This window comes from Clostridia bacterium, assembly GCA_026414765.1.
In the GTDB taxonomy this organism is placed as follows: domain Bacteria; phylum Bacillota; class Clostridia; order Acetivibrionales; family DSM-27016; genus SKW86.
This window is the reverse complement of sequence record JAOAIJ010000012.1, coordinates 1-12,727: the sequence shown is the minus strand read 5'-3', so window position 1 is coordinate 12,727 and position 12,727 is coordinate 1. Positions and strand designations below refer to the sequence as shown.

The window sequence follows — 12,727 nt, the reverse complement described above, 5'->3', positions numbered from 1 at the left end:
ACCATATTTTTTTAGATATTGCGAAATATAGCATAGAAATATTTCAATGTGGAATCAAGCAGCAAATCCTATTACCACAAAAAAAGCCCCGATATGCAGGGCTTTTTTAAATTTAGCTGAATATATTAAAATATAATACGCTAGATAATAAATATTTAGTTAAACAGTCGCCTTGTACATCCGGCCTACAATCCTTTCATACTCAATGATATTCTCTTTCTTTGCACATCCACATCAAGGATTTTCACTTTTACTATATCCCCTACAGATACTACCTCCATTGGGTTTTTTATAAACCTGTCGCACAACTCTGATATATGAACCAGGCCGTCCTGATGTACTCCAATATCCACAAACGCCCCAAAATCGGCAACATTTCTCACCGTACCGGTCACTATCATTCCCGGCTTCAAATCCTCTATATGTAACACATCCGAAAGCAGTATCGGCTTTGGGAGCTCATCCCTCGGGTCACGTCCCGGCTTAAGAAGTTCATTTATTATATCCTGAAGGGTCGGTATACCTACCCCGATTTCTTCAGCGACATTGTCAATACCCTTGTTTTCCACGTCCTTCCTAAGATTGTTAAGCTTTCTTTCCTTTACATCCTTCAAATCGTATCCCATGTTTTGAAGAAGCATTTTTGCGGCTGCATAAGACTCAGGATGAACAGAGGTATTATCAAGTATATTCTTACCATCAGTTATCTTCAGGAAGCCTGCACACTGCTCAAATGCCTTTTCCCCAAGTTTCTTGACCTTCTTAATCTCACTTCTTGAAGTAAACTTGCCGTTTTCTTCCCTGTATTCTACTATATTTTTTGCAATAGCGGAGTTTATCCCTGATACATACGAAAGTAAAGACGGTGATGCGGTATTCAAATCAACACCTACACTGTTTACACAATCCTCAACAACATTTCCCAGAGATTCTCCAAGTCTTTTTTGATTCATATCATGCTGATATTGTCCCACACCAATCGCTTTGGGATCAATTTTTACCAGCTCAGCCAAAGGATCCTGCAGTCTTCTTGCAATAGAAACTGCACTTCTCAAAGCCACATCAAAATCCGGGAATTCTTCCGCACCTAATTTGGAGGCAGAATAAACAGATGCACCGGCTTCACTGACTACCATATAATATATTTCCCTGTCTATTTCCTTTAGCAAATCAGCAACGAATATTTCTGATTCTTTGGATGCTGTACCGTTACCTATGGATATCAAGTCAACATTGTGCTTTGCAATAAGCTGTTTTAGTGTCTTCTTTGCCTCTTCTGTTTTGTTCTGAGGCGGCGTAGGATAGATCACAGTAGTTTCAAGAACCTTTCCTATGTCATCGACAACTGCAATTTTGCATCCCGTCCTATAAGCCGGATCAAGTCCCAAAACTATCCTTCCTTTAACAGGAGGCTGAAGCAGCAGATTTCGTAAATTAACCGCAAATACTTTCATTGCCTGTTCTTCTGCCAGCTCTGTCAGTTCATTTCTTACCTCCCTCTCTATGGAAGGTGCAATCAACCGTTCATAAGAATCCTCTACTGCCTGCTCAACATAGCCGGATGTAAGAGATCGGTTTCTTTTTACGGTTTTCTCCTTTAAGAAGCTTACAACCCTTTCTTGAGGAACATCGATTTTTACACTTAAAAACTCTTCCTTTTCACCTCTGTTTATTGCGAGAATCCTATGTCTTGCAATTTTAGAGACGGGTTCCTTAAAGTCATAATACATCCTATATACTGAATCTTCCTCTTTTTTAGCCTGTGAAATTACTATACCGCAGCTGAAATACATTTCCCTTATACCTTTTCGATATTCCGCATTATCGGATATATTCTCTGCAATAATATCCATAGCCCCTTTCAGAGCATCCTCTACCGTGTTTACATCTTTCTCGTGATTTAGGTACGGCAGTACCAATTCATCAATGCTTCCCTTCATTATGTCCTGTGCATAGATTATCTCTGCCAGAGGTTCAAGTCCCTTGTCCTTCGCAATCGTCGCCCTGGTTCTCCGTTTTGGTTTGAAAGGCCTGTAGATATCTTCAATTTCCTGAACAGCGACAGCTCTATCCAGCGCAGTTTCTATTTCCTGAGTCAGCTTGCCCTGTTCTCCTATGAGCCTCCTTACATCCTCTCTTCTTTCCTCAAGATTTCTCAGATAAACCAACCTGTCATGCAGTTCTCTCAAAACCTGGTCGTTCAGCTCACCTGTGGCTTCCTTCCTGTATCTGGCTATAAAAGGTATGGTATTACCCTCATCTATAAGCCTTACTGTATTCTGTACCTGAAAAGGCTTCAGTCTGAATTCCTGTATCAATTGTGAAACTATATCTGCCATCCTTAACCTCCAAAGTAGCTCAATATTAATATTTAAGACTTCTATATAATATCCTGTATTCTCATGCCCTATTTATTATACCAGTGTATGCCTGAATGGGAAATACTTGTCCTTTTTTGAACATGCCAAAAATTCCGTAACCCGCTTATTTCAACTTCTCCATAACTATAGACAAATAAACCTCATAATATATTTGTTATTTTATCACATTTATGGTTAACATTTATATTACATGAGATACTCATAATTAGCAAGGGACAGGCATATTATAGTAGTGGCATTATATACCACCATGCCCAGAATGCCTCCTTATATTGAATTAATACATAAAGTATTATATTAGTCTGATGAGGACAGCAAAAGTAATAATTATGGCAGAAAACTCCAACCGGAATAATCATGCCGGATAAATTAAATAGAAGCAGGTATTAACATGTTGAATAACAAGAAAAATACTATACTGATAATAGATTCCGACCATGTATTAACTAAAAAGCTTTCAGACCGTTTAAACAGTGTAGGATTTGGTGTGCTTTCAGCAACAAATGCTGATATGGCATACAAACTTTTTTTAGTCTCAAAGCCGGATATTATACTGATTGATATACATATGAAGGACAGCAGTGGAAATGATATTTTTTTAAAGATCAAAACTAAGGCTGTATCTGATAAAATACCTATAATAATCCTTTCATCCGATGTTGATGTAAATACAAAGGTGTATAGTTTTCTTTCAGGAGCAAGTGATTATATAGTCAAACCGTTTAGTTTTGCGGAAGTATTGGCAAGGATCAATACCCAGCTAAAAATTGTCAGTATCCAAAGAGAACTTGAGCAAAAGAACAGGGAACTTACTGAAAGTAATGCACTTTTGCAGAAGCTTGCAATCACTGATGCATTAACAGGCTTGTATAACAAGAGATACATACTGAGCAAACTGCATACCGATATTGCTCATTCAATCCGATATAAGGAACCTATATCTTTTATCATTGCAGATATTGACCATTTTAAAAGAATAAATGACAGGTACGGTCATCAAGTAGGGGATTTGATCCTAAAAGATGCTGCATCCATTATTAGAAAGTCAGTACGTGAAGTTGATATAGTTGCCCGCTATGGTGGAGAAGAATTTCTGATCATTTGCCCGAATACTGAAAGACATGGTGCGGTATTAGTTGCAGAAAGAGTCAGAAAAGGTATAGCCAGCCACAACTTCTTCTATAGCGGAAAAGAAATACACATTACAATCAGCTTTGGTGTGAAGTGTTCTGTTTTTAATGCTCCCACAGATACAGAAAAAGCTATGAACAAGCTCATCGAAGAAGCCGACAAAGCTTTATTCCGGGCTAAAACAAACGGCCGGAACAGGATTGAAGTTTTTGAGGAAAAAAAGGAGAAAAAGAGTGAGCAAAGTCCCCCATTAGATGCTATGCACAAATCCAACCGGGGAGATGACAAATTCCTGAATTAGGGGGTTCTTTATGCAAAGTATGCAACAAGGTTTAAGCCCTTCACAAAGACAACATGTGAGTATATGTGCCAAGCACTGCCGCCACTCCTACCTCTGAAAAAACAGTTGAAGATACCAAGAGGCGTAAATAAGCGATAAAACAACCGTCTCCATTTCAAGAGAGACGGTTGTTTTGCTATTCAAGCAAGATATGAGTAAGATAATCGCTTCTGCCGGTTTTCCCTGTTATCTTAAGTATGTACCGTCTGTCCCTATTTTACCCGGGCCGTTAAGTACATATATGCCTGCAGAATTACCTTTTACAGTAAAGGTGATTGATCCATTGGATACAGTAATTGTATTCCCTGTTACTGCATCCTTATAAGTTCCGTTACGGACATTATTTATGGTTATGCTCTGATCTCCTCCAATTGACAGCCCGACGGCTACATAGCTTTGACCATTGTTATAATCCCTTGTGAAGCTCATGCCGTTGCCCCATTCATTTACGTTGCTCATGTTTGCCTTTTGAAGAGCAGGTATAGTCTTCCTTATGAGGTTCAGTCTCTGTATATGCTTGTATAAAGGCTTGGCCTGAGTCGCAGCTATGTTTGCGGATGTTATGTTATCTCCGTAATAAGCTCTGCCTGTCATATCAAGAGTATCGCTGTTGCCGCTGATATCCTGAGGCAAACCTTTCTGGAATTCTATTTCTTCACCGTAGTAGAGGCATGGGATACCGCGTATGGTCCACAGCAGGTTGTAAGCATTTGCAGCCATATACTGATCTCCCTTGAAGCGGTATTTGAAATCGTTATCCGGTCCTACGTCATGGTTCTGCAGGAAGGTCACCAGCTTGGTGGCATCCCCATACACCCAGTCTCTGGAAAGTATTGTTCCTATACCGCCGAAGCTGCCTTTACTCAAATTGTCACGGAAGGTTGAGAATAATGAGAAGTCAAGGACTGAAAAACCTGAGTCACCACCGGAGTTAGGATTTGTTTTGTCAGTTCCCAGCCTTGTATACCACCAAGGCCTGATGTCGGAAGGCCCGTTATCACTGCCGTCGATATTACCCCATCCGGTTCCTTTTACCAGTACTTCTCCGAATACAAACAGATTAGGCTTGTGTGCCTTCCATGCATTTACATACTGTAAAAGGTTGCTGCGTTCTACATGTTTTGCAGTATCTACTCTTATAGCGTCAACACCCATATCAAGATATTTTGTTACTGCACTGTTTATATAATTCAGAACAACTGAATTTTCCGTATTAAGGTCAATACAATCTCCTGCCATATGCTTGGTCTGTAACGGTATCGGGCTTTCCCAGTCTCCACCGGCAATAAAACCGGCAGTATGGTACCAGGTAGTATTCAGCGTAGCATTATCCGTTCCAAAAAACCTGTTTGAATCATAATCGTTCAATGGCACGGTAGTACCTGTTTTCGGATCTACCAGCGGTGTAACACCCAATGCATCGGTTATCTGTCTTGCTCTGAACCAATCAGGAGCCACTGTATTGTCATTATCTTCACGGTAAGTACTCTTGTAATCCCCTAAGTGATTTGTATAAGGTGGAGTGACAGTCATGCCGCTTTTCCTGTAATACTTAATGGGAAGACGGTCGATCCATACCTTGCCACGTATACCATAATTGCTGGAGTGGTTGATAACTACATCCTGGATTATTTTCATTCCTTTTGCGTGAGCGGCATTTATAAGATCCTGATAGGTTGCCCCTGTAGACTCAAGCCTCGGATCAATCTTTGTCCAGTCGTAAGCGTGATAACCATGGTAGTCAAGTCCACTTCTGTTTTCTACAGGAGGAGTAATCCATATTGCTGTAAAGCCTAAATCCTTAAGGTAGTCAAGCTTTTCTATGAGACCTTTAAAATCTCCGCGCCATTGGGGATCCCCGTTCTTTATCCTGTCGCGGTTGTAATAATTGTTGTTTGAATCTCCGTCATAAAATCTGGTTGTAAGTAAGAAGTAAATTGACTCGGATCTGAAGTCACTGCTTGTAACCGTATTGTTGACAGTTACACTTACTGTACCTGATGTTCCTACATTGCCGGAGGTGTCATAGGCCTTTGCAGTGAGAACAAATGTCCCGTTATTCTCAGTATTTGTATACCATGGCACGCTGTAGGGGGAGGTTGTATCTTCTCCGACAAGTGCATTTCCAGCGTAGAATTCTACTTTTGCGACCGCTACATTATCGTTTGCATTTGCGCTGATGGTTGTAGTTCCGCTTACAGTAGCGCCTGCAGCAGGTGCACTGATGCTTACCGTAGGAGCAAGAGTATCGACGGTGTTATTGACTGTAACAGATACGGGAGCAGACGTTCCTATATTTCCGGCAGCATCGTAAGCTTTTGATGTCAGACTACATGTTCCGTTTGCCTGAGTTCTTGTATTCCAGGAAACACTATATGGTGAAGTAGTATCTTCCCCGATCTGAATGGTTCCTACGTAGAATTCAACCTTTGTAACTCCTCCCGTGCCATCGCTTGCATTGGCACTTACAGTTACAGTATTTGAGAGCGTGGAGCCTGTTGTAGGAGAGGTAATCGAAGTAGTAGGGACTACGTTCTCAATGTTGGTTGCTGTAACTGTCACACTCCAGTTGCTGCCGGAGTTGTTGTCCCAGTAATCGGAAGGCGCAAGTATGTGGAAGCAGTAGTTGACTACCGTTCCTTTTGGTACGGTTACAATATATTCGAATACTCCGCTGCCTTTGTTTGTCATAGGGCTGTCAACTACATTTGTCCAGCCATTTACACCCCAGTGCAGATTGATGGAAGAAACGTTAGTTTTAGTACATCTTATTGCATAATTTATCAGTGATGTCGGATTATTTACAGTGACACTTCTTGCAGCTGAAGTTGTTACATTGCCTGCAGCATCATAAGCTTTTGCAGTCAAGCTGTAAGTACCATTCAAAACATTGGTTGTATCCCATGTCATGCTGAAAGGAGGAGATGTTACATCAACCCCAAGCTTTGTTGTACCGGCATAGAATTCAACTTTAGCAACACCTACATTATCGCTGGCAACTGCATCTATCGGTACTGAAGTACCGCTTACAGTTGCTCCGGCAGCAGGTGCTGTCAAGCTGATGGTAGGTGCAACCGTATCAACATTGCTCGCATTCACCACAACGCTCCAGTTGCTGCCTGAATTGTTATCCCAATAATCTGTCGGAGAAGTTACATGATAGCAGTAATTAAGGGTAGAACCTTGTGCAATACTTAATATTACAGAAAAATTCCCACCACCGTTAGCTGTCATAACTGTATCTGTTGTGCCTGTCCAACCGTTGATGCCCCAGTGCAGAGTAACAGCAGTAGCTGTAGGATTGGCATATGTAACTTTATAGCTTACATTGGCCGCAAAAACCATATTAGTTTGTCCAACCAGGCTGATAATAAAAACAAGTGCCAAAATACGTACTAAAAACTTCCTTACCATTTTGTTTTTCAAAACAATCACTCCTTAAATAATTCAAATTTTTGTATATGTGTGTTCCCACACATAGGTGGAGTGGTTTTTCCTCTCTAGGAAGAATTGTACACAAAAATCACCCCCTGACGGTATAAGAGTAAATATATTACGTCACGTCATTGGAGACCGAATAAAAAGGGTAGTGTATGAACTGTGCAAATACAAAAGTGTTAATTTTCGGAAAAGTAATTAAGAAAATTGCATGGAAAAATTCAATAAGATTTGATAAAAATAATATAATCACATTGAAATGCTATTTGCATATATAAACAAACCAGACTAGTATTAACATTATATCCATATTATGTATCTGTGTCAACAAGAATTATTTATGCTACAGTGGCTTTATTAATACATCCCTTAAGCCCAGGATAAAAAATTGTCGATACATAAAAAACCCCTCCGGATCATTATTTCCATCCGGAGGGGTTTTTACATACAGCTACTTAATAAGATTTATTGCATCTTTTGATACATATACATCTGTACCGTTGTATACCGTTACTCCCGGTAATTCAATGATTTTGCCATTCAGTTCGGCAATGTTTTTATTGACAGACAGTTTTAACACATATGAGCCTTTCGTCACTACAAAAACAGGATTTTGCTCATCTGTGACATCCAGCTCTGCTGTTGCACCTTTACTTTCGTATGCAGGTTTTGCAGATACAAATAATCTTTCGGTTGTCTTATCCAGATCTACCCCCATCACTTTTGCAACGTATTTTGCAATATCTGTATTTTCGACAACACCCGTAAGGCGTTCTACAGTCTTTGGGGCATATACATACATGGGTACATCTTCACCTGTGTGGCCTATGGTTGTCCATCCTATATGACATCTTGCCCTCATTGCTGCAACCAGCGGCACATTAGGATCCCTTGCTTCTTTGATTGCCTTTTCTTCCTCTGCCGTAAGGTCTGCTATACCATAATACTCCGCAACCACTTCTCTTACATTGGACCTGTCCGGACTAAATTTTGAAACAGTGCCTTCTGAAGTTAATTTAGCTTTTTTCAGCGTATCAAGGATACGTGAAAATGGTATTTTATAGTAGTCTCCATCCACACCGGCATCCCCTATAGTAATACCTCCTGTGCCATGGTCCGATACAGCTACGACTACGGTATTTCCATCCTTTTTTGCAAAATCCAGTGCCACTCCTACTGCTTTGTCAAATGCCAGAACATCGCTGATAACACCAACCGGATCTTTTGCATGAGCAGACCAGTCTATCTGGCTTCCTTCAACCATCAGGAAAAAACCATCTTTATCTTTGGATAATACTTCCAGAGCCTTTGCCGTCATTTCAGCAAGACTTGGTTCTTTTTTGGGATCTCTGTCAAAATCACGACGCAGCCTGTCCGGGTCAAACATGCCCCAAAGTTTATTTGCTTTAGAGCTTTGCATTTCTTGAGGGGTTGTTATGTATTCGTACCCCTTATCCTTCAATACGCGAACTAAGTCCTCCTTATCTCTTCTCTTATCCTTTTCCAGGTATTGAGAACCCGCGCCCAGCACTACATCCAATCTGTTATATACCTGCTGTTCTCCTAAGATATCATACCTGCCCCTATCCGGATAATGAGCAGAAAAATCAGCTGGAGTTGCATGTTGTATATTTGAGGTAACAACAAGACCAGTAGCTTTACCTTCAAGCTTTGCTGCTTCCAGCACAGATGCAACCGGTTTTTCTCCATCCTTTTTAGGGAGAACCCCAACATAAGCATTGTATGTTTTATGTCCGGTTGCCAGCGCAGTCCCCCCCGGTGCAGAATCAGTAATTGGACCATCCGACCAGTATGTCTTTGATAAGCCCGCTGCTATTTCATCCATCGCCAGAGGCTTTCCATCCTGATACAATCTTGCAAGTGTGGTGGAAGCTATACTGGAACCATCAGGAATCAGCATAATTACGTTTTCTGCAGTATGGTGCGGTTTTGCATAAGTAGCCTGAATACCAACTGCACACCCCCACAGTACTCCTGCAGTAATTGCTAATGCCAGTATTCTTTTGATTTGTATTTTCATAACAATCCTCCCATTTTTACTATTTTTTGTATTACACACATAAATTATATCATTTTTACAATATTTTCATCATATATTTAATAATTTTTTACTATGTTTTAACAAGTAGCTATGAACCAACAAGTAGCTTCACGCAAAAAGATAACTGATGCCGCAGCCATGCATCAGTTACTTTTTACTATTTTTATTTACTTTACTTAATACCAGATTTCTCTTTTTATTTCATTTTCAATTAAGAATATTACATGGGGAAATCAGTGTATCTAAATCAAAGATAAAATAATTATTTAGGTATTTGCTGCGTACATTGGCTGTATTTAGTGTAAGAGTGGCAATCTGGTTCACTTTATTCACCTCTGCCAATTCCTCAATGGAGAAACCGCTGTTTTTAATAATCATTCCGTTTCCAGTCCAATCTGATGCAGCTAAATGCAATCCTTCATTTGTTCTGACTTTCCACAAGGTCTTTAAATATTTGATATTCCAATAATAATTCATGCTTAGTATATCATTTGTCTCAAATTCCGTGCCTGCTGTTGATGAAATCAATAACAGGTCTGTACCTGATTTTGCCAGGCTTGTCACAGATTCCGGAAACAAGGCATCATGTCCTGTCAGTATCCCGATTCGTGCTCCAAGCAGGTCTATGGTATACGGGGGTTTTCCACTGCCTTTCTTCAAAATTCCATCATGTAATTGTTGAATCAACTCAGGTCTTTTCCCTGGTTGGACCAGAAGCAAGGACTGATGGATTCCATTATCTGAAAGCTCATTTACTGTAGTAACAAAAAGAGAAATCCCTTTTTCATTAACAAAATTCTGTATACCGATCAGATTTGGTGATTCACTCCAATTTGTATTTTTTGATCTTACCAGCTCTTGAGTAATTCCCAGACCTGGCGCAACAACTATATCAGCACTGCACTCCTGATTTTCCCATAAGCTGTATATCTTCTCAATATTCTCTATGGAATACGGAGAAGGTTTGTATGCAAGACTTGCCACCCTGATAGCCCCTGGGGTGGGAAGCCCTGGTACGGGTTGATAAGAGTGATCACGCCGGTAATAATCATTGGCTAATGCTCCATATGAACCTGGAGAACGTTTTATAACTGAGTAGTTTAGATTTATGCTCGTACCAATCCTGTATTTAGGTACCTTTGTTGTCTGATATAGTATTTTGTCCTTAGGCTCAGCAGTATCCATAGCTCTATACAGCTGGAGTATCTCACCTGAAGGGCTTATTGCTACTGATGGAGCATCTTTCATATCACAGACATAGCCGTATGTGCTATCCACTTCATATCCCCACCGGTTAGCCACCAAAAACCATACACCATTTTCTTTCGCCCTGATTTGCCATGTTTGCTCCTGGTCATAAAGTCCCCACCAGTTGGCTGGAGTCACTATAATATCTGCACCCTTTAAAGTAAGTATGCGTGAAAAATCCGGCAAATAAGAATCTGCACAGACCAAAACACCCAAATCTCCGTAAGGTGTCGGTATTACATCAAATGGATTTTCGCCACTATTATGCCATAGCGGGAGAGTACGCTTCTGCTGCGTTCTTATAAAACCCTCCGGCCCAAATACTGCAGCAACATTGAACACCTCGTTTTCAGGAGTTACCTCCGCAAAGGCTATAACAACATATCCTTTATACTTAATTGCAAGATCTCGTATAGTATTTAGCTGAGGGTACGGGGACGAGAAACCCAAACCATCAATGACCTGCTGCCTTGTAATACAATACCCCGTTGTTGATAACTCCGGAGTTACAACAATATTCGCACCATTACCGAATGCCTCGTTCACTAAATTACCGAGTGCGGTCAGGTTGGCATTTACATCTCCAAGAGCAGGGTTAAAATGTAGTAGTGCAACTTTCCCTTCAGCGGTAAGCTCGCTGTCGCTTAGTGAAAAGCCAAATGCACTAGAGCTTAAAGTAGTTAATATTATGGCTATAATAACAATGCTAAAAGATATTCTTTTGAATGTTTTCAAAAAACATCCCCCCTTATTTCCTAAGAATTAGTCGACTGCAACAGATATAATATAGCATATTTTACATTAATTTACAATTATTCATTAAGGGGTGAGTATTATATGAATTCAAAGTATCTTTTATAAAATTCTTCTCCGAAGGGGAACTAGCCCTTGTTCCCCTTTGCATCCCCTCCCCCATAAATCCTCACGGCATCCGTTGGCCTCATCACTCGGTTTTATATAGGGCAATAAAACCTTGCTCCGAAGAGTCCTTCTTAAGCTGCCTATTTGAAGCCCGTCCTGGAATATGTTGCTTTCTACTCAGCTTGAATACTGGTGACGGGTTCAGATGACACAGCAAGGAAGGGGTGGGCTCCGGAAGAAAAAACTTCGCTGGAGGGCTTATCCCCCGGATTGTTTTAGAAGTATGCTAAATACTTTTTTTATGCCGTGGCTGTATTGGAGTAGACTTTATTCTAGGTAAAAAAACCAGTGGAGTTTTTTCTCTGATTGGGACTTTTAGTGGTTGTGATTAGTGGAGTTGGAGGGAGTGAAACGACAGTTCTTCCCCCTTGTTTCCTTTAAAAAATGGTCAATTTGTTTAACAATCAGCAACTGGATTTTAGTCTTTCGCTCAACCCTATTTGTACACTTTCAACTGCAATCTGACACTTATGGCTGTAGAATGGCGCTGCCTAACTATTTATAGATTTACACATTGTTTTTCTGTATTTAAAAGAAATAGCCCTAGCGTGAGATACCCCAGCTAAGGCATAAAACTGTTTATTTCATTTGCTTTCAAGATAGGGAAGCAAGCAAACCGTCTTATTTCCTAAGAATTATTTTTTCAGCACCCCTTATTATCCTAATATATAGCTTTGAGCAACTTCTACTGATCTAGTGATATTTAGTTCAGGGTATTTTTTGTCTAACCTTTTCAAACAATCAATATACTTTTGACTTTGTAAATTATACGCTACTTCTTCAAACACCTCACTAATCCACAGTATTTCATATTTGTGACATGCTTCTAGACAATTTATTGTTTCTTCTTCACTGATACTCAGTATCTCAATTAACTGTTCCCAACATTTTTCTAATGCAAAATCATTTTCTATATGAAGTTTTTCCCTTTCACAAAGAACTTTTCTTACTTTATTATATAGCAAAATTAACACCGCCTTTACTTTTTAGGTTGTGTTGATGCATCGGGAAATATAGTTCCTATCTCTCCGTTAGTTTCAATAATACCAAAGCACAGGGACGGTTCGAAACCACTGAAAAAGTGCCATTTTCATGTAACTTTTAGCCAGTAAATTTTACCTTTAACAGAAATATTCGAAATTTTTACCATACAGTAATAAATAACGTTAAAACGAGAGGGTAGTAGGCTTGCTATCCTCTTTAAAT

Annotated in this window: 6 protein-coding genes; 1 reads left to right on the top strand and 5 read right to left on the bottom strand. The window is 40.0% G+C overall.

Annotated features, from left to right (window positions below; genetic code table 11):
- Nucleotides 1–185: 185 nt before the first annotated feature.
- Nucleotides 186–2,339, bottom strand: a complete 2,154-nt coding sequence (locus N3I35_02930; GenBank protein ID MCX8129037.1) for an RNA-binding transcriptional accessory protein — start codon at nt 2,337–2,339, stop codon at nt 186–188.
- 433 nt (nt 2,340–2,772) lie between these two features.
- Between N3I35_02930 and N3I35_02925 the strand changes: the two genes are divergently transcribed.
- On the top strand, nt 2,773–3,813 hold the full coding sequence (locus N3I35_02925; protein MCX8129036.1) for a diguanylate cyclase: 1,041 nt from the start codon (nt 2,773–2,775) through the stop codon (nt 3,811–3,813).
- A gap of 225 nt (nt 3,814–4,038) precedes the next feature.
- On the opposite strand, the gene N3I35_02920 is transcribed toward N3I35_02925, so the two are convergent.
- From N3I35_02920 to N3I35_02905, 4 genes are all read right to left on the bottom strand, one after another.
- On the bottom strand, nt 4,039–7,278 hold the full coding sequence (locus N3I35_02920; GenBank protein ID MCX8129035.1) for an Ig-like domain-containing protein: 3,240 nt from the start codon (nt 7,276–7,278) through the stop codon (nt 4,039–4,041).
- A 463-nt stretch (nt 7,279–7,741) separates the two neighbouring features.
- Nucleotides 7,742–9,331, bottom strand: a complete 1,590-nt coding sequence (locus tag N3I35_02915) for an alkaline phosphatase (GenBank protein MCX8129034.1) — start codon at nt 9,329–9,331, stop codon at nt 7,742–7,744.
- A 228-nt stretch (nt 9,332–9,559) separates the two neighbouring features.
- On the bottom strand, nt 9,560–11,335 hold the full coding sequence (locus N3I35_02910; GenBank protein MCX8129033.1) for a hypothetical protein: 1,776 nt from the start codon (nt 11,333–11,335) through the stop codon (nt 9,560–9,562).
- A gap of 842 nt (nt 11,336–12,177) precedes the next feature.
- Nucleotides 12,178–12,495: a hypothetical protein gene (locus tag N3I35_02905; protein MCX8129032.1), complete on the bottom strand. Its 318-nt coding sequence runs from the start codon at nt 12,493–12,495 to the stop codon at nt 12,178–12,180.
- Nucleotides 12,496–12,727: the final 232 nt, after the last annotated feature.

Coding starts and splice junctions, on each gene's coding strand:
- N3I35_02925 (MCX8129036.1), top strand. CDS start 2,773: ATGTTGAATAACAAGAAAAATACTATACTGATAATAGATTCCGACCAT.
- N3I35_02915 (MCX8129034.1), bottom strand. CDS start 9,331: ATGAAAATACAAATCAAAAGAATACTGGCATTAGCAATTACTGCAGGA.
- N3I35_02930 (MCX8129037.1), bottom strand. CDS start 2,339: ATGGCAGATATAGTTTCACAATTGATACAGGAATTCAGACTGAAGCCT.